15 protein-coding genes, 1 pseudogene and 1 other annotated feature are annotated in these 18560 nt (G+C 36.4%); of the genes and pseudogenes, 11 read left to right on the top strand and 5 right to left on the bottom strand.

Going from position 1 to position 18560, the window contains the following annotated elements; all coding sequences use genetic code 11:
• Positions 1-132 precede the first annotated feature (132 nt).
• The 5 genes and pseudogenes from C9J29_RS18995 to C9J29_RS18975 form a co-directional block, all read left to right on the top strand.
• A pseudogene (locus tag C9J29_RS18995) lies at positions 133-534 on the top strand (GNAT family N-acetyltransferase); the annotation flags it as partial.
• A gap of 119 nt (positions 535-653) precedes the next feature.
• Positions 654-905: a binding site (T-box leader), on the top strand.
• 82 nt (positions 906-987) lie between these two features.
• Positions 988-2346 carry an amino acid permease gene (locus tag C9J29_RS18990; protein WP_089987174.1) on the top strand — a complete coding sequence of 453 codons (1359 nt, stop codon included), beginning with the start codon at positions 988-990 and terminating at the stop codon, positions 2344-2346.
• Between the two features lie 276 nt (positions 2347-2622).
• Positions 2623-3291, top strand: coding sequence for a DNA alkylation repair protein (locus tag C9J29_RS18985; protein ID WP_107922614.1), 669 nt, complete (start codon positions 2623-2625; stop codon positions 3289-3291).
• 368 nt (positions 3292-3659) lie between these two features.
• Positions 3660-4784: an S-layer homology domain-containing protein gene (locus C9J29_RS18980; protein WP_107922613.1), complete on the top strand. Its 1125-nt coding sequence runs from the start codon at positions 3660-3662 to the stop codon at positions 4782-4784.
• Between the two features lie 276 nt (positions 4785-5060).
• On the top strand, positions 5061-7217 hold the full coding sequence (locus C9J29_RS18975) for an ATP-dependent helicase (protein ID WP_107922612.1): 2157 nt from the start codon (positions 5061-5063) through the stop codon (positions 7215-7217).
• Positions 7218-7498: 281 nt separating this feature from the next.
• On the opposite strand, the gene C9J29_RS18970 is transcribed toward C9J29_RS18975, so the two are convergent.
• From C9J29_RS18970 to C9J29_RS18960, 3 genes are all read right to left on the bottom strand, one after another.
• On the bottom strand, positions 7499-7774 hold the full coding sequence (locus C9J29_RS18970; RefSeq protein ID WP_008177674.1) for a YqhV family protein: 276 nt from the start codon (positions 7772-7774) through the stop codon (positions 7499-7501).
• Positions 7775-8612: 838 nt separating this feature from the next.
• Positions 8613-8867 (bottom strand): GlsB/YeaQ/YmgE family stress response membrane protein, encoded by a 255-nt coding sequence (locus tag C9J29_RS18965; RefSeq protein ID WP_089987405.1) that lies wholly within the window; start codon positions 8865-8867, stop codon positions 8613-8615.
• Positions 8868-9287: 420 nt separating this feature from the next.
• The gene (locus tag C9J29_RS18960) at positions 9288-9752 is read right to left on the bottom strand and encodes a DUF2975 domain-containing protein (protein WP_090001370.1); all 465 of its coding nucleotides are present in this window, start codon (positions 9750-9752) and stop codon (positions 9288-9290) included.
• 664 nt (positions 9753-10416) lie between these two features.
• Here C9J29_RS18960 and C9J29_RS18955 point away from each other — a divergent pair.
• The 4 genes from C9J29_RS18955 (at position 10417) to C9J29_RS18940 (ending at position 12827) form a co-directional block, all read left to right on the top strand.
• Positions 10417-10737, top strand: coding sequence for a PadR family transcriptional regulator (locus tag C9J29_RS18955; protein WP_090001372.1), 321 nt, complete (start codon positions 10417-10419; stop codon positions 10735-10737).
• 70 nt (positions 10738-10807) lie between these two features.
• Positions 10808-11149: a DUF1048 domain-containing protein gene (locus tag C9J29_RS18950; protein ID WP_107922611.1), complete on the top strand. Its 342-nt coding sequence runs from the start codon at positions 10808-10810 to the stop codon at positions 11147-11149.
• A gap of 166 nt (positions 11150-11315) precedes the next feature.
• Positions 11316-12077 carry an ABC transporter ATP-binding protein gene (locus C9J29_RS18945; RefSeq protein WP_090001376.1) on the top strand — a complete coding sequence of 254 codons (762 nt, stop codon included), beginning with the start codon at positions 11316-11318 and terminating at the stop codon, positions 12075-12077.
• The gene (locus C9J29_RS18940; RefSeq protein WP_107922610.1) at positions 12078-12827 is read left to right on the top strand and encodes an ABC transporter permease; all 750 of its coding nucleotides are present in this window, start codon (positions 12078-12080) and stop codon (positions 12825-12827) included. It abuts the gene before it with no gap.
• Positions 12828-13435: 608 nt separating this feature from the next.
• Here C9J29_RS18940 and C9J29_RS18935 read toward each other — a convergent pair.
• The gene (locus C9J29_RS18935; protein ID WP_107922609.1) at positions 13436-14242 is read right to left on the bottom strand and encodes a class I SAM-dependent methyltransferase; all 807 of its coding nucleotides are present in this window, start codon (positions 14240-14242) and stop codon (positions 13436-13438) included.
• A gap of 537 nt (positions 14243-14779) precedes the next feature.
• Between C9J29_RS18935 and C9J29_RS18930 the strand changes: the two genes are divergently transcribed.
• Entirely contained in the window at positions 14780-15298 is a 519-nt protein-coding gene (locus tag C9J29_RS18930; protein WP_174804747.1) for an NUDIX hydrolase, read from the top strand.
• A 352-nt stretch (positions 15299-15650) separates the two neighbouring features.
• Positions 15651-16259, top strand: a complete 609-nt coding sequence (locus C9J29_RS18925) for a cysteine peptidase family C39 domain-containing protein (RefSeq protein ID WP_107922607.1) — start codon at positions 15651-15653, stop codon at positions 16257-16259.
• Positions 16260-16782: 523 nt separating this feature from the next.
• Here the strand turns inward: C9J29_RS18925 and C9J29_RS18920 are convergent.
• Positions 16783-18210 (bottom strand): serine hydrolase domain-containing protein, encoded by a 1428-nt coding sequence (locus C9J29_RS18920; RefSeq protein WP_107922606.1) that lies wholly within the window; start codon positions 18208-18210, stop codon positions 16783-16785.
• Positions 18211-18560: the final 350 nt, after the last annotated feature.

Here is an 18560-nt window from a genome sequence, read left to right as displayed (position 1 = left end):
AGCTTACATAATTAATCCTTTTCCTTGAATTGACTAGCTGGTTGGGGGGAGTCATTTTTTCCGAGAAATTTATCTTTACATTCAAGTTACTTTAAGGTTTAACATTAGACTTAGGTAGATGGTAATTTGACTGAATTCATGAATATACAGTTAAGGGATGCTCATATAAATTTTTTAAAAAGAGAAAGCTTTCGTTTTCTTATTTTTGATAAAAGTGGCGGCAAGGACCTTATTGGAACTGCGAGCCTTCATGGGATTGACTGGAGTATTCCTAAATGTGAAATAGGATACTGGATTAATACCAAATATAGCGGTAATGGCTATATGACGGAAGCGGTAAAGGAGTTAGTGAACTTCGGATTAAATCACCTCGAATGTAAGAGAATTGAAATAAGATGTGATTCAACAAACTTTAAAAGTCGTTTTATTCCGGAAAAGCTTGGTTTTATGTTGGAAGGTATATTAAGGAATGAAGATCTATCCGCAGATGGCAGCAAGCTGACTGACACTTGTATTTATTCCAAAATAAATTAAATTGGTGAATTGTATCGAAAAATATCATTTGCAATTTAAATGGGGTATGAAGAAAATTTATATTGACAAAATATTTTTTTGCTGTAAAATGAAAAACAATTCAAAAATATTTGTATAGAACAAAGGCTATGAAAAGAAATAGTATCAATTATTTTTACGAACAGAAAGTTACCGGTTGATGAGAGGTGCATGTAAAACGATTGAGAATTCATCTTGGAGCTGTGTACCGAAAAGATCATTCTAAGTAGGCTACACCGGTAAGCACCCGTAATCATGTGCGAGAGTATCGTCAAATGACCGTACTTCTTAAGGTAAGTAATGTGAATTGCTTATAAATTAAAGGTGGTAACACGAGTTGAATCGTCCTTTTGGTTAATCCAAAAGGGCGTTTTTTTTTTATTCCTTTTTTGAGCAAAGTATTTGAAAATCTAAACGTAATAGGAGTTAGACATTATGAAAGACAATCATCAAGATTCACAGCTAAAGCGCGGATTAAGTACACGTCATATGCAATTAATTGCACTTGGCGGATCCATTGGAGTCGGTTTATTTTATGGCTCTAGTTCAACCATCCAAATGGCTGGGCCATCTATTTTACTAGCTTATTTAATTGGCGGATTAGTTATTTTCACAATTATGCGTGCATTAGGCGAAATGGCAGTAGAGGAACCTGTTTCAGGCTCGTTCAGTACGTACGCGAATAAATATTTAGGGCGCTTTGCTGGATTCTTATCGGGTTGGACGTATTGGTTCATGTGGATTGTCGTTGGTATGGCAGAATTAACAGTAGTCGGAGTATACATTAACTACTGGTTCCCTGATATTCCACAATGGGTAACTGCCCTTGTAGTACTCGTTATAATGACTCTTGTAAACTTAGCAAATGTAAAAGCCTACGGAGAATTCGAATTTTGGTTTGCGATGATTAAAGTTGTTGCGATTATCGGTATGATCGTTCTAGGGTTAGCCATTATTTTCTTCGGTGTTGGCAACCAAGGTGAAGCAATTGGCTTCGATAATTTATGGGCACACGGTGGCTTCATGCCTAACGGTTTCCATGGTATTTTAATGTCACTTGTATTAGTTATGTTCTCATTCGGTGGGGTTGAATTAGTTGGTATTTCTGCAGGAGAAGCAAAAAATCCTAGCAAGTCAATTCCTTCAGCTATTAACAACATCGTTTGGCGTATATTAATTTTCTATATTGGTGCATTAGGTGTAATGATGATTATTTATCCTTGGAACGAAGTTGGTTCAGAGGGTAGCCCGTTTGTTCAAATTTTCGATTACGTTGGCATTCCTGCTGCGGCTCACATTATTAACTTTGTTGTCATTACAGCAGCAATGTCTGCATTTAATAGTGGTCTATACGGTTCAGGACGTATGCTACATAACTTATCGGTACAAAAGAATGGTCCAACCTATTTCAAAACAGTAAGCAAAAACGGTAGTCCACGTAGAGGGATTTTATTTTCTTCAGCGGTGTTATTAATGGCGGTTGTCTTAAACTATATAGTACCTGAAAAAGTGTTCATCTATATTTCTGCTGTTGCGACTGTTGCAGTCATAACAAGCTGGATGATTATATTATTAGCACAATTGAAATTTAGAAAGTCAAAAACGAAAGGGGAAGTAGCCGAGCTGAAATTCAAAATTCCGCTTTATCCACTTTCTACGTATATTGCCATTGCATTCTTATTAATGGTGATTGTGTTAATGGCGTTTATTCCAGACATGCGTATTGCGCTATATGTCGCACCAGTTTGGTTTTTAATCTTATTTGTTGGATACAGTATAAATGTGAAAAAATAGTTAAATCATTTTATTTAACCGATATTTTCTTCAATGGGACGTAAAACGATTGGATACAACTATCTCAAAATTAATCATTTGTATGCTCTAGAAAACGTGAATGTCCCAAAAAGAAATCAAAGTCCAAGAAATGCTGTTAAACCAACATTTCTTGGACTTTTTCTATGAAAAAAGTTAAACTTTGGAGGAACATCGCGGCAATAAAACGTATAACGAAATTAAGTTTTGATATATATCGTATTATGAAATAATGCTTTAATAAAGGAGCTGTATAAAATGGATGAACAAAAAGATACAGAAATAACACGCCCTTCAAAAGCAGAAAACATTCTATCTCAGATCAATCGTAAAACGAAGCTAGGCGACCTACGAAAAATCGCGAAGGACATTAAAAAAGACCATGAACTAGCTATGGAACTTTGGTCAACCGAAAAGTTTTTGCCTAGACTATTAGCTATTTTAATTATGGACAAAAAATGTCTTTCACATGATGTGCTAAATAAGCTTGATAAGGATATGCAAACTCACACTTTTGATGAGCGAAATAACTTAATGGATTGGTTAATGGCGAATCAGCTCACCAAAGACAAGAAGAAAATGGAGTTGATGGAGTCATGGGAGAATAGTGCTTCAACTCTTCAAAGGCGAGCATTCTGGTATTATCAAGGGCGATTGAGATGGACTGGGCAAATACCCCCTGATAACACTGCACACCTGCTATCTGCATTAGAAGCTAATATTATGCAGGAAGAACCGGAAGTGCAGTGGGCTATGAATTTCACCGCAGGATGGATAGGTGTTTATGATGAAAAGAATCGTGAACGTTGTATTAGACTTGGGGAGAAAACGGGTCTTTACAAAGATGAAAAAGTAGCAAAAGGATGTACGCCCAGCTATTTGCCAGAGTTCATTACAATTGAAGTGAACAAACGACAAAATAATTAGTTACCGCTAAAAAATAAATTAGGCTTTCATGCAAAACAATGAGGCGCTTTTCTGAAATAAGGAAAGCGTCTTTATGATATTAATGATTCCATTCCTGCTCCTCCTTATATTCAATCCATTTCGCCTCTGGAAAAGTTTTCTTGAAATAATTTATTTTTTGATTCTGAATGCTCCTAGCCTATAACCAAAATATTAGCTAATTAAACCTCCGCCAGACTTTCATGTGGACTGCGACTAATCTTATATAAACCATTTTTCTTGAAAACACTATTCATTTCCATATTTTACACTCTATTAATATTTGTAGCAGTCATGTAAACTACGTCTATTGGTAAAAATTTAATAGAAGAAAGTAGAGGCAACCACCAATGAAAGCACTTTATGTTTTTTTATCTTCCCTTGTATTTTTTGGATTTATTTGTGTTTCACCAGCAGCCGCAGCAGAAAAACCCATTGATTTATATTTTTTGGATGATGTTGATTACGATCATTGGGCATACGAAGAATTGGAACGTTTCCTGTATGCAGATATTATAGACGGATATGTGGAAACAGAATCGTTTGAGGAAGATGGGGAGAAATATGATTATACATACGTCTCTATAAAACCAAAAAATTCGATTACTCGTGCTGAATTCACGAAAATTTTAGTGAATTCAATGAATTTACGTGCAGGTGAAACAGTTAAATCATTCCCTGATGTAAAACCAGCGAAATGGTATTACGAGTATGTGAAGGTTGCTAGCAGCCAAGGCATAATCAATGGTAAACCAGACGGCACTTTCCGACCGAATGATAAGATTACACGTAACGAAATGGCAGTCATGATTTACCGTGCATTTGAGTCAACGCTTGATTTTTCAGCAACAGGAAAAGTATTCCCGGATGTACCAAAGGGGAATTTTGCCTATGAAGCGGTTATGAAAACGGCAGCTTTAGGAATTATCAAAGGGTATGGAAATATCTTCAAACCTTACAATGATGCCACTCGCGCTGAAGCTATCGTGATGATTGACCGTGCCTTACATTTAGTGCCAGGAACACATGAAGATCCAGCTGCAAGCATTCAAACAGTGGATCGTTACATTAAAGACGAGATGAAGTTTACTGAACAACAAGACGTAGAAGCATTAAAAGCCCTTTATCATGAAACGACAATGGGTTACCAACTAGCTTATGCACTTGATAGTATGGATATGGCAGGTATGATTGAAGAAGATGCAGATACTAAATTCACGATGGAACAGATTGGTGAACATGTGATCAATGCAGTTTCTGTAACTAATCATTTTGCTGAAGTTCGCATTGATAACCTAGTATATAAAATATCTATGACAGCTCCAGATATGTCTTTTAACATGAACATTGACTTATCAGGTACTGCTTATCTTAAGAAAAATGATGATGGTAAATGGAAAATTTATAACGTTGTTCTTGATGAAGATGACTCTGACCAAGATTGGAAAGAAACATTAGAAACTGAGATCAACTAAGAACAAAAAGCGGAAGGGATTTATTATCTCAAATCCGCTTTTTTTCATAAAGTAAATAAGTGATTTTTACCTTTAAAAGTTTTACACCAAAATTATAGGTTTGAAATAAAGTCAATTTACTTATAAAAAAGACGAACCGGAATTTCTGATTTCGGTTTTTATTGTGGATTAAGATCCAGTATTGGCTCTAATTGTACGACTTTCCTCTGAAGAATCCTCATCATAGAATTCATTAGGTTATAATATAGTATAGATTTTTCGAATGGAGCGATGGATATGAATGGAGCGCAAAAAGCGTTTTTTGAGGAAAAGGAACGTTCACTTGGCGTTCGTCTAAATGATGTGCAGATGCAGGCAGTGCTGCAAACGAATGGTCCGTTGCTACTATTGGCATCGCCTGGTTCAGGAAAAACGACGACGATTATTATGCGTATTGGATATATGATTGAGGAGCTTGGTGTGAAGCCTTCTCGCATAAAGGCTGTTACGTTTAGCAAGGCATCGGCAGGTGATATGAAGGCACGTTTTGCAAAGTTTTTCCCGCATTTGCCACCGGTTGATTTTTCGACGATTCATAGTTTAGCTTTTCAAGTTGTGCGGCAGACACTTGAACGTCAGGGCATTTCGTACGGCATTATTGAAGAATCGGACAAGCCGGGTGTTGTTTCTAAAAAACGAGTGCTTCGCGAGATTTTTGAACAATTAAATGACACAAAAATTACTGAAGATCAGCTAGACGAGCTTCTGACGTACATAACGTTTATCAAAAATAAAATGCTGCCAGAACAGGAATGGGATATTGCAAACGTAAAGGTGCCAAGAAAAGTACAGATTTTACAACGTTATGAGGAATATAAGCGCACAGGTAGTGACCATTTGTTAATTGATTTTGACGATATGCTATTAATGGCAAATGAAATTTTCATGAAAAACCGAGAAGTGCTAGCACAATACCAACGTCGCTATGATTATTATTTTACGGATGAGAGTCAGGATACATCGCCCGTCCAGCATGAGATTATCGCGAAGCTTGTCGCAGTGCATCAAAATTTATGCGTCGTCGCGGATGAGGATCAGGCCATTTATAGCTGGCGCGGTGCAGACCCAGACTATTTGTTGGATTTCCAAAAGGTATTTCCGGAGGCGCAAGTTTTACTGATGACACAAAACTATCGCTCATCTGCATCGATTGTAGAGCCAGCCAATATGTTCATTCAGCGTAATAAAAAACGTTATAACAAACAAATGTTTACGGAAAACCCTGCAGCAGAGCCAATCTCATTTAAGATTCTAGAGAATTACCATTTACAGGCCAAATATTTAGTGGATCAGTTGAAAAATCTGTCTAAGCGTGGCTCAACGGCTATTTTATATCGAAATAATACGTCAGCCATTCCACTTATGGACGCGATTGACAGAGTAGGTTTGCCTTTCTATATGAAAGATTCCACCATTCGCTTTTTTACGCATTGGGTCGTGGAGGATATTATGAACTTCATGCGTCTAGCGTACAATACAAAAAACATCACTGTCTTTGAAAAAATTTACAGAAAAATGAATGCTTATATTACACCAGCACAATTGAAGGCACTACAAAGGGTGCCGGAGGAATGCTGTGTATTCACACAGTTGTTAGAGCATGTTGAGTTAAAGGATTATCAGCCAGAATATATTAAGCGAATTCGCAAAACGTATGATAGCATTCAATTTGATAAAACGACGCCAACCGCCATGCTAGAGCATATCCGTTATGACTTTGGTTATGAGCGTACTTTAAAGAAAATGAGTGAGACTCTCGGCTTTAATTATGAAAATTTACTAGATATTGTAGATGTACTTGGTTTAATTGCGCGCCATACGCAGACGATGACCGAATTTGCAGGTCGTTTGAAGCAGCTTGAACATTTAGCACGCTCGTCTCACATAAAAAAAGATTTGAATGCCATTACACTGTCAACATTGCACAGTTCAAAAGGCTTAGAATTTGACCGTGTGTATTTGATTGACTTAATTGAAGGGATTTTACCTAGTGAGCAGGAAGAAGAAATAGAAGAAGAAACGCGACTCTTTTATGTAGGTATCACGCGAGCGATTCGCCATTTGGAATTAATTTCGTATAGCAAGCGCTTTAAAACAAGTGTGGTGCCATCGATTTTCATGAAGGAGTTAAAACAAATCGTTTCACCGCAGGAAGTACCAAAGAAAGCGCAGAAAAGCCCGAGGAAAGCACTGAAGCAATATTATAATGAGCGGACAATTACAACCGAGTCAGCGTTAATCGTTGGCTCGAAAGTAATGCATGTGATTTTTGGAGAAGGTGAAATAGTAGCTGTTACAAGTAGCACGATTGAATTGTCATTTACAACAGGAAATAAGAAGTTTGTGACGGATACATGTTTACAGCAAGGCTATCTAGAAATGATGGAAGAGTAAATGTAGCGTATTCTGGAGTTTTCTAAATGTACAGGCACCCGCTCGGTCAGTTCCACATTGAAGTTGGTAAAAACAAAGCCAGAAAAGACTGTTGTTGGTTATCGCGTTAAAAGATGATATTATCTGTTTTCGATAGGGTAGATACATGTGGTGCTTGTAATTAATGAATAGAATATTAGTTGCTGTGAAGAAATGAATGGTTCTTTGTTTAGTGATCATGATAGAAAGTAAATGTCATGTTTTAAAATATAAATAACATCCTTTTTGTGGGATATTTTTTCTTACTTAATATGGGAGCTAATTAGAATAAGTGTAATTCCTGTAAATAGGCAAATGATTCTCATGACAGGAATTTTATCAGCGAGTCCAAATAAGGCAATGGCAGTCGTTACGATTAAAACTGTTGGACCAACCAAAGCAAGCAGTGTATTAATATAAAATGCTTTTTCTAAACTATTCAACTTTAGCATTAACAACCCAGCACTTACTTCAATACTTCCAGACAAAACCCGTAAAATAACCATAGCAAGAAGTGATTTATCAATAATTGTCATCATCCTATCTTTATCAATAATTTCGTTTATACGAACATTCCATCATTCAGACAGAATCAACATAGGCTTTTGTTTTATAGAAATATTAACATCAATATATGTAGGGCTCAAATCAAATATTCTTGTTATATAATGCTTTATAGTTGAGTTAAAAAGTGATTTTCTAGGTAATCGAATCAATTTGATATATCTATTTTTCTGGTTAAATAGATTTTTAGTTGAGTAAGTCATAGACACACATAATTATCCCACTACCATACTTTGCGAATTCTTCATTTTAAGTGAGGGGAGACCATTTACTAGAATTTATTTCTACTATTAGTTCTTGGTATGAAATGTTTAGCATTTGAGCTACGCTGGAAGTGATATATATTCAGGAAACTGATAAGAATAATGAATCATTTTAGAATGAGAATTGAAAAAGATTATTTTTTGCTAGATACAAATGGATATCAAACTAAACCTAACAATGGAGGTATTCATTAAATGTATATTGTGCCTATCGGTTTTTTTATAATTTTCCTTATTACAACAGCCACGGGACTACTTTTCATATTTAAGCTGAAAAAGAAAAGTAAATATTTACATTGCTAATGGAACAATTGCTGTAGGGACAGGGTTTTTTTCGTTAATAGCCTGCATTATTTTCTTTTTTTTTAAGCGAATCATAAGCCATTCTGTTTCTTGAATTTACGGAGCTGAGGATGGTTAAGTAAATAAGAACAAAGTAAAAGCGGTCCTCCACAGATTAGATTGTGGAAGGCCGCTTTTTTAGCATTAATACAGCACCATTTATTGTTGATTAAGTGTCTGATTCGTTTAACTCATAAATCTATTTAGCTTACGCAGCTTGACGCAATGATTTCATAATTAAGCTCACGATGAAAACTAGTAAAATTGCTCCAATGAGAGCAGGGAAGATGTAGAAATCAGAAATTTTAGGACCCCAACTACCTAGCAGCGTACCACCAATCCATGCACCAATAATACCTGCAATAATATTACCAATAATGCCACCTGGGATATCTTTTCCCAAAATTATTCCTGCAAGCCAACCGATAAGCCCGCCAATTATTAAAAACCAAATGAAACTCATACTGTACATCTCCTATCTTGTATTATAAATATTTCGCTATAGTGTTATATAACCTTTATTAATCCTCTTCAAACTATTTTGAGAAAAAAATTATTAAAAGTGGAAATTTAAAAGAAGATAGAGAACACTATTCTATCTATATGACAATGTGATCGATGGTCAGAAATAAGTAAAAAAAGTTTGTCTGTTATGATTTCTTTTTCCATTCTTGGCTCATCATCAATAAACTAAGGTAGCATGTATGGCTATTTTAAATAGAAAAACTTGAGTGCAGAGAAATTAAAAGGATTTAACACGGGACAATACCGGATTCAATCCTTCATAGCTGTTTAACTTAATGAAATGGGGGTGTCATTTCAAAAAGAAAAGGCGCCCATTTTTCATTTAAGGTTCAGTAGGGAAAGTAGTTAACATCTACATTTATTCTAGAGCATTTTTTATGGGCTTTTGAAGAACGTCTATAATGGCTGCGATGATAGCTGTTATTAAAATCCCTATTAGACCAAGTGCAATCGGACCTGCTGCATCGTCACCCGTGAACATAGCAAAAAACCTTAAGTAAACTAGTAGAATCAAAATGAAGAAAATAACTGTGAAAGCACATTTTTTTATAGCCTTCAAGGATTTAAGAGATAACTCAGAAAAGGCATTGTTTAGATGGATATAACTTAATAGTTTATATGCTTGAAACAACGCAACAGAAAACGTAATGCATACTCCGTAGGCACATAGTAATAATGGATATATCGAGTAATCTCCGGGACGCACTTTCGCATCTCGTATAGCTGCTTGAGGTAACCAATATACACACACAGCAAGTACCGCAATTCCAATAAGAAAAGCAACGATTTTTAAGAAAAAAGTTGAACTTAGTTTAACATTCATTTGAAGCACCTCATTGATTTAATGATAATATGATATTAGCTTATTTATTATCGTTTATCAATATGTTTATTTTGTTTTTCGTTATATTATTGTTGTTATTCAATTTATTTTTTCTTGTTTTAACAAGCGATAGAAAAATCACGAACTTGATACGAGGTCTATAATTAGACATTTTCTTGGATAATCTATCTTTAGGGGTATTTTTAAATGGCGTAAATAAAATAAGGAATATGAGCATCATATTAATTGGAGTAGAGGCTCTTGTTTTTGTTTGATTCAATAAAATTCATTTTTTGAATTTGCATGATTAATATCTATTGAAATAAGCTTATTACTGATAATGAGTGTTAATGGACTTAGCTATATTTTATTGAATGGTACTGGAAATCCCAAAAGATAAAAATTTCCCTAGATGAAAGCCCACTGTATAAGTTAGTGGACGGAAAAAAATAAAGAGCTTCAAGAAAAATGGTGTCGATAGCTACGGAAAACATTCTAAAAATATTTAAGAAAAATGGTTGACACTGACGCTACTAGTTGATACTATGTAGTTGTAATAAGTAATACTTAATAGCTTGATTACTCAAAAGCTGTTTTGAATAAATTCACCCAAGTACTAAGTTATACTGAATATAAGTCAGACAAAGTAGAGGAGGTTCTAAATATGGAAAATTTAACAGAAATGCTGAAGGGTTCGCTGGAAGGCTGCGTACTGGAAATCATCAGCCGCCATGAAACCTACGGATACGAAATTACTCGACGCTTGAATGACTTAGGTTTTACCGAAGTCGTAGAAGGGACGGTATACACCATCCTTGTGCGTTTAGAAAAGAAAAATCTGGTAAGTATTGAAAAGAAACCGTCAGATATGGGACCGCCCCGCAAGTTTTACTCACTTAATGAGGCTGGACGTGAAGAACTTAAGTTGTTTTGGGAAAAATGGGATTTTATATCTTCGAAAATCAATGTCCTGAAGTCAATCTAGTTTCATATGATATTCCGTCCAATAATTTTGAAGTATCTTTTTATGCTTAATAAAAAAGGAGGAAAATAACATGATAGAAATGTTAAAAAAATTGATTGGTGATAAAAAAGAGTACAAGATGATGATGGCACGGGTTGAGGAACTTCCGTATGACTACCAATTTGTATTTAAAAAAATTCAAAACTACATGTGGAATTTCGCATCGGGCAATGGGATGGATATGCTGCACATGCAGTATGAATTGATCGATTTGTTTGAAGCTGGTGCAGCGGAAGGCAGACAAGTGCTGGAAATCACAGGTGAAGACGTGGCGTCCTTTGCTGATGAACTAGTAGCAAACGCTAAAACCTATATCGCCAAGTATCGTGAAGATTTGAATCAGAGCATTTTGAATCGATTAGGAAAAAAATAAATAGAACCGATGATTCGGACTGAATAGCTAATTACAATTGTTAATTACCGCCTTCGCTATTCAGTTTTACTTTTAATTAAGTACTAAGTTATACAGATTATCAGTTATACTAAGTAGTGAAGTGAATGAAAACGGTAAAGAGATTTTTATAAGGGAGGAATTAAGTATGACTAATGAAGTGATTTCTGTAAAAGGGTTAAAAAAATCTTTTAAAGAAACGGAAGTCTTAAAGGGGGTGGATTTTGAGGTGCATCGTGGCGAAATTTTTGCACTTCTAGGCTCAAATGGAGCAGGCAAGACGACGATAGTCAACATCCTTTCAACGCTGATGAAGCCTGATGGTGGCAAAGTAGGTATTTGCGGTCATGATGTCCAGCGTCAACCGGATTATGTCCGTCAGAGCATCAGCCTGACAGGGCAGTTCGCCGCTTTAGACGGCATGCTCACGGGGCGGGAAAACCTGATGCTGGTTGCCAAGTTGCGAGGCGTTTCCAATCCTTCACAAATCGCAGACAATCTGATAGCAAAATTCAGCCTGACCGATGCGGCAAACCGCCGGGCAGACAAATACTCTGGCGGGATGAAGCGCAGGCTAGACATCGCCATGAGCATAATTGGGAGGCCAGAAGTCATTTTTTTAGACGAACCAACAACAGGGCTTGACCCCGAAGCTCGTATTGAAGTCTGGGAAACTGTTAAGGAGCTTGCTTGTGGAGGCACGACCATCTTCCTAACGACACAGTACCTGGAGGAAGCCGAACAAATGGCCGATCGTATTGCCATCCTACATGACGGAAAAATCATTACAACTGGTACTCTAAGCGAACTCAAAGAGATGTTCCCGCCAGCGAAAGTAGAGTACATTGAAAAGCAGCCGACACTGGAGGAAATCTTCCTCGGAATCATAGGCAAAAAGGAGGGAATATAAATGACAAGCAAAACATGGGTATTATTAGGACGATTAATGCGTAACATCATGCGCAGCCCGGATACTATAATTACAGTGGCGATTACGCCGATTATGATGATGCTTCTGTTTGTCTACGTATTTGGCGGCGCCATAGAAACAGGTACGGATAACTACGTCAATTATTTATTGCCAGGAATCTTGCTGATGGCTATCGCATCCGGCGGCGCTTACACTTCCGCACGGATGTTTACGGATATAAAGAACGGGCTGATGGCGCGTTTTATGACCATGCCCATCAAGCGCTCGTCTGTATTGTGGGCTCACGTATTGACCTCGCTTGTTTCTAATGCCATAACGATTGTGGTGGTTTTCCTCGTCGCGCTCTTAATGGGCTTCCGTTCCAGCGCTGAAATTCTGGATTGGCTTGCAGTGGCTGGGATACTGGGGTTGTTTACGCTATCTCTGTCATGGTTGGCCATTATTCCGGGATTGGCAGCACGGACTATGGAGGGGGCGACAGCTTACTCATACCCTCTGGTTTTCTTACCGTTTATCAGTTCAGCCTTTGTTCCCACCGAAACAATGCCAAAATTTGTCCGTGCGTTTGCTGAAAACCAGCCCGTTACCTCAATCGTGAATGCGATTCGTGCCCTCTTATATGAAGGGTCTGTTGGCAACGATATCTGGCTTGCTCTTTCCTGGTGCGTCGGCATCATGGTTATCGCTTACATTTTCGCCATTAAACAATTTAAGCGCCAGTTAAGTTAGGGAGATCATGAAAAAATAAAGCAGTAGCGTCTTTAATATCATTGCTTAAGAATTGGTTATCGGTGTACGGATACAGTAAAGACAGCTAACGATCCCATGTACATTTCTAAAAAATATTAAAAAAATAACGATACAAGGTGAAGGAGAAGTTTCATAAGATTTTTTTAGTGAGATCTTTTATTGTTGAGGAACGTTTTCGTTAAATTGGATATTATTGTTGAAATCTTAGAATAAGATTGTGATTTTTCTCACTTAAACTAACAGGGAAGGTTAGTTGAATAAGGGCGAATCCAAGTTTGTATAAGACTAAGATGTTTAAGGTGCTAGATTATAAAAGGCAACTGTAAAGTGCGTTTAAAACACAAGCTATATAGATAAAAACCGAGATGGCTTCTTTGTCATCTTGGCCCTATGCTACGTTATAATGAATGAACAATACGGTCTCGAAACATAGTACTTCGACCAAAATATGCAATAGAAAAAAGGCACTTTCTTTAACCTCTTATTCTAAATGTTATGGAGCTTGTAGGATTGAATATATCACAAATAAATTTAACAAAGCGGTATGTTTACGGAACATACCGCTTTGTTGATTGTGTTACGTTCGACTATTCAAATACTTGAACAAAACTATTGAGAGAAGCGACCTCTTGTGTCTCATTCATCACTTCTATATAGGACTTTATTAAAGCTTGAATGGAAAGTGGTGCTATCTCAAATTCATCAGCGATGGCATTTGCATAATCACGTTCCCACCCACCATCTTGCAAATAGTCCGCTTCAACGATAACAGACTTTTTCAACTGAAAATTCGCTGTTTCCGCAATAGCTAAACTTTGACTTTTACTCCACACATTCTGAATGTTCCCTTCGTTTTCAATAAAGGCTGAATAAAGCGCCAAAATGGAAACTGCACAAAAATGACTACGTTGCTGTAAGCTCGTATACGCCATATCCCATTCTGCAAAACATAGCTTCACACCTAATTGCTTCGCGCGTTTAAAATACTGAAGTAGCTGTTCCTTTGATTTGAAATACCAAGAACTATGGGACAACACGACCACATCAATGTTCTCTAAAAGATGAAACGTTAAAAAATCTGTCTCCACATGAAACGAGATTCGCTTCCCTAATGGCGATGACTGAATTTGCGCATGGGCTTGTGCAAGGGTTAACGGTGCACCGTAATCACTTGCTGCGATATCAAGTGCAAGTACATGTCCAGTGTCACCAACAATGTCTGCCAACACTACCGTTGTATCCCCTTGACCGCAGCCAATTTCAAGAACACGCATGCCTCCTTGAATGTCAAACGCCTCGACTAACGCGAAACGATGACGTAATTGTATCTGTTGAATTTCATTTTCTTTATATAAATTATTTTTTTGACAAAATGATTTTACTTGGTCTTGCATGTAGACTCCTCCTTGGGTAACGTAGCGTTGCCGAACGCTATTTAAAGGATTGAGGCTTAGCTACATTTACCCTCACATCGTTTTAACTTGTTAATGATGTATTCTCTTAAAGTCAGCATCAATTCATTTCCCCTCTCGATTATCATTCCAGATATTATAAGATAAAACTATGAATTTGTCAGTTAGAGGAAATTTCAATTCCTACTTTCCCATTTTGTCCAAAATTGTCAGTCGTCATTACGGAAAAGGGCGCAATTGTTGAGGTAGCAGATTTAAATTCAAGATACTTTAGCTCATTAAAGGTTTTTAAGATATACATAATCATTCAAAATAATGTGCCCAAATGAAAATTTGGAAAGAGACCGAAAACAAAAAAATGTGGTTAAACCAACATTTGCATTAGAGGACCAGAATGTGTTGTGTAGTCACTTTTAAATTAAGTAAGTTATTTATGTTAAAATATATGGTAATTGCAATTTTTTTCTTAATTTTTAAAATTGTGCAAAAGAGAGGGATGATTAGAAAATGGATGATTTTGTGGAATTATGGGATGTGTATGATATAAATCGTATTAAAACAAAACGTATGTGGGTTCGTGGTGAAAAACCTCGACCTGGTGATTGGCATTTAGTTATTCATGTTTGTATTTTTAATTCAAGTGGAGAAATGCTCATTCAACAAAGGCAGCCCTTCAAAGAGGGATGGCCAAATATGTGGGACCTTACTGTGGGAGGGAGCGCGATAGCTGGGGATACAAGTCAAATTGCAGCACAAAGAGAATTGTATGAAGAAATAGGTTTACAATTAGATCTTCAGCAAATACGTCCTCATTTAACCATTAACTTTGAGAACGGTTTTGACGATATATATCTAATCGAAGAAAATGTGCAGTTACATAAGCTCACTTTACAGTATGAGGAAGTACAAAATGTGAAATGGGCAAGCAAGCAAGAAATTTTGACTATGATAAAAAAAGGAGAGTTTATTCCTTATTATGAAAGCCTTATTCAATTACTCTTTGATAGCCGAAAGCAACGAGGCACTATTCGAGTGTAGTTAATCTCCAACAATCACAAAAAGGTAATTTACGTGTTGTTTTTTTTAAAAACTTTGAAGAAACTTTAACTCAGGATATAGATGAACTAGATATCTTTTTTTGAAACTATAGAAGAAGCAATTAAGAATGGATGGTAGTCAATGACTACGTTATTGAAAGGTTGTCAAAGCCATTTACACGCTAATATTGCATTTGAATTGAGCAGCAAAATACTGGACTTAAAAGTAAACTTAATACTTTAAAGAAAGACTGTTTTCGTAAAGATTGTTGTTAGCCAACTATGATGCAGTTAAATGCAAGAAGGATTTAGAATATTGTTTCGATATGGACGTAAAAAATGGGGGAAGTAATATGTTTATAGTTAAAACAGTTATTTTATGGATTATTATATCAACTATCATTAATGCCTATTTAATGACATTACCCATACCTGTTTTACGAAAAAGAAATTATCCGGCTAACTATCTTATTCTACAAAACAACCGAATAGATTTTCAAAACAATACGGAATGTGCAGCATTTTCAACAGCGTATGTATTGCGCCATTTTGGTATGGAGGAAGAGGGTGAAGCGTTATATACGCAATTTCCTAGTAAAACAAGGGCAGGCACTGTATATTCAAAGGGAATTCGTAAAGTATTAAGAAGAAAGGGCTTTCAAACAAACTATTATAAAGGAAATATAAATACATTAAAGTATGAAGTTAGTAAAGGTACTCCCGTAATTGTTTTTATAAAAGTACAGAAAAATCGTAATAATTTGCATTTTGTCCCTGTTGTAGGTTATGACAAGAAAAATATTTACCTTTCAGAATCATTAAGGCATCTAGTGAATTGTGATGATGCTAACAATAGCTATAATCGAAAAGTTCCAATTAATGAATTTAAGAAACTTTGGAATATAAAGAGAATTCATATGCCTCTTTATAGCAATACTTACATAACCGTGGATGCCACATAAAGCTACTATTGAATGAGAGGGTCCAGTCAGAAAAATGCGGATTTACAACGTTAAAACGGCGCTTGGGGTGCATTTTTGTTCAACTAACAGGGGCTTTAATTAAAGAAAATAGTCAAAATCAGGAGCAACAATCTATACGAAAACAGCCAAATAAAATAACTTTTTACAAATCTAAACAAAAAAATGTTCCCAAATGAAAGTTTGAGGACCTGAAAAATAATCTTCTACAATCGGGCGCTTTCTGAAATTAGGAAAGCGTCTTTCTTCATGGAAAGGGCAAGATTGAGGGATAACAATCCTTAAAAAATGTTCCCTAACGACGCTTGTGCAAAAATAATATAGTTGATTAAAATCCTTATTCCACGAGAGGAGCAGGTTAGTGGAAGCAATAGTAATTAGGTTTAACTGGGGAAAATTGTCGAGGATATAAAAAAAGACACCAAAGTGTCTTATGTTTTTTAAAGATACCTATAAATTGAAATGTAATTCCTTCACAATATGCTTATCATGGGAGCGAGGTATTTTATCGGTGAGTGTATACAAACCATGTAATGCTCGCTGTTAATAATACTGACGAAATCAAAGCTGTAAGAACGCTATATGTTTGCCAAATAAGTATCGTTGACCAATCGAAAGCAAAGCACAGTATACCCAGGGCAATCGTAGCGATCAGGAAAATAACTGATACGATTGATCTCTTTTTTGTCATTAGATGTCGCTCATTTGTTTTCCTTCTGCGTAATCCTAAGAGAAATAGCAAAACAGCCAATAGGCAAAGAATAATTGTGATAGACGACAAAATAATATCCAAAAGCTGTGTGCCACTTATTTCATAGGACTGAGTTAGATTGCCATCTAATATATCTTTAACTTTTAGTACCAGGTTTATATTGGTATTTGCGCCGTTACTCAGCAAGCAGATGGCTGTTCGTTCATTTAGCAGTATAAGTACTTCGGTTCTGAAATTTGGGTTGCCCCCTGTGTGTTCTATAATCGTTTGGTCGGCGTTTACCGACCAGCCTGCCGCATAATACATATCGTTGACAGACGAAACAGACATATCACCCTTATGTGATTTTTCAATAACCCTGTGAAATATTTCAGGTATGTTCTGCACGATACCCATTTGTATGCCCATCCAACGCGCCATATCTTTTGTATTAGAAATGATGTAGCCTGCGGGTTTATTTCCAGCATAATCTGGAGCCTTAAATGGAGTTGTCATAAAAAAGGAAGAACGGTAGCCCTGTGCCAACTGTCCAGTGGCTTGAGCATCTTTTTTATAAACATACGTCTGGTGAAGACCTAACGGCTGAAATACCTGTTCCTTCATAAAGTCTTCATAGCTTTGTCGCGACACAATCTCAATAACCAAACCCAATACGTCATAATTAACGGTTCCATAGTTATACTGTTCGCCGGGAGGGAACTCCAATTCAGCATCTACGAGCATTTCCACAGTCTTCTGCAACATATCTGGTGTATTGCCTTGTGGAATATTTTGAATATGTCTACTATTTGTTAGACCACTTGTATGGTGAAGAAAGTTATTTAGCGTAAGACTTTGCATATCAACCAGTTTCCCTTGATACTTTACCGTAAACCAAGGTAAATATTTTTGGACAGGGTCAGTCATTGAGAGCAGCCCTTGCTCTTCCAACAGCAAAATACCAATACCGGTAAAAGCTTTACTGACCGAGGCTAACTCATAGAGTGTATTTTCACTTGCAGGCAACCCCTTTTCACGGTCTGCAAGCCCTGAAGAAAAGTAGAGCACTTCATCATCAGCAAGTAATGAGATTGACATGCCCGGCACACCTGATATATGACGGGCATCATCTAGCAACGCTTGGATTGCCGCAGATTTTGAATCTGACAACGCATAACTTGGTGTTGGAAATCCTGAAAGTAATATAAATAACGTTAATACAAAAATAATAATCTTTTTCATACACCCTCCTTTTTGAAAAGTTGTAAGGGAATAAAATCAATAAGCAATTATTACAACTACTAAACTAAATTTTAATTTAACTTTCTATTCATCTATATAATATCAAGTAATTGTGAAGAGTTACACTTAACGAACAGATATGTTAGTTCTATAAGCAACGATCTTCAAGACAATTGGGCTATTTTCACGTAGAGTTGAATTACAGTTGTGACGAAAAACCTCCTTGAAACCGAATAGGAGAGCAACATTTCAAATAATGTTCCTTGTTATAATTCTCTATGTAATATAACTATGTTTGAACAAGGAGATGGAAGCATGAGTAAGTTAACAGGCAAAATCGCTTTAGTTAC

It is taken from the genome of Lysinibacillus fusiformis, from assembly GCF_003049525.1.
Taxonomy (GTDB): Bacteria; Bacillota; Bacilli; order Bacillales_A; family Planococcaceae; genus Lysinibacillus; species Lysinibacillus fusiformis.
This window is presented reverse-complemented; position numbering and strand designations above follow the sequence as displayed.

Excerpts from the sequence above, each read along its gene's own strand:
- C9J29_RS18990 (WP_089987174.1), top strand. The coding sequence starts at position 988 with ATGAAAGACAATCATCAAGATTCACAGCTAAAGCGCGGATTAAGTACA.
- C9J29_RS18985 (WP_107922614.1), top strand. The coding sequence starts at position 2,623 with ATGGATGAACAAAAAGATACAGAAATAACACGCCCTTCAAAAGCAGAA.
- C9J29_RS18980 (WP_107922613.1), top strand. The coding sequence starts at position 3,660 with ATGAAAGCACTTTATGTTTTTTTATCTTCCCTTGTATTTTTTGGATTT.
- C9J29_RS18975 (WP_107922612.1), top strand. The coding sequence starts at position 5,061 with ATGAATGGAGCGCAAAAAGCGTTTTTTGAGGAAAAGGAACGTTCACTT.
- C9J29_RS18970 (WP_008177674.1), bottom strand. The coding sequence starts at position 7,774 with ATGATGACAATTATTGATAAATCACTTCTTGCTATGGTTATTTTACGG.
- C9J29_RS18965 (WP_089987405.1), bottom strand. The coding sequence starts at position 8,867 with ATGAGTTTCATTTGGTTTTTAATAATTGGCGGGCTTATCGGTTGGCTT.
- C9J29_RS18960 (WP_090001370.1), bottom strand. The coding sequence starts at position 9,752 with ATGAATGTTAAACTAAGTTCAACTTTTTTCTTAAAAATCGTTGCTTTT.
- C9J29_RS18955 (WP_090001372.1), top strand. The coding sequence starts at position 10,417 with ATGGAAAATTTAACAGAAATGCTGAAGGGTTCGCTGGAAGGCTGCGTA.
- C9J29_RS18950 (WP_107922611.1), top strand. The coding sequence starts at position 10,808 with ATGATAGAAATGTTAAAAAAATTGATTGGTGATAAAAAAGAGTACAAG.
- C9J29_RS18945 (WP_090001376.1), top strand. The coding sequence starts at position 11,316 with ATGACTAATGAAGTGATTTCTGTAAAAGGGTTAAAAAAATCTTTTAAA.
- C9J29_RS18940 (WP_107922610.1), top strand. The coding sequence starts at position 12,078 with ATGACAAGCAAAACATGGGTATTATTAGGACGATTAATGCGTAACATC.
- C9J29_RS18935 (WP_107922609.1), bottom strand. The coding sequence starts at position 14,242 with ATGCAAGACCAAGTAAAATCATTTTGTCAAAAAAATAATTTATATAAA.
- C9J29_RS18925 (WP_107922607.1), top strand. The coding sequence starts at position 15,651 with ATGTTTATAGTTAAAACAGTTATTTTATGGATTATTATATCAACTATC.
- C9J29_RS18920 (WP_107922606.1), bottom strand. The coding sequence starts at position 18,210 with ATGAAAAAGATTATTATTTTTGTATTAACGTTATTTATATTACTTTCA.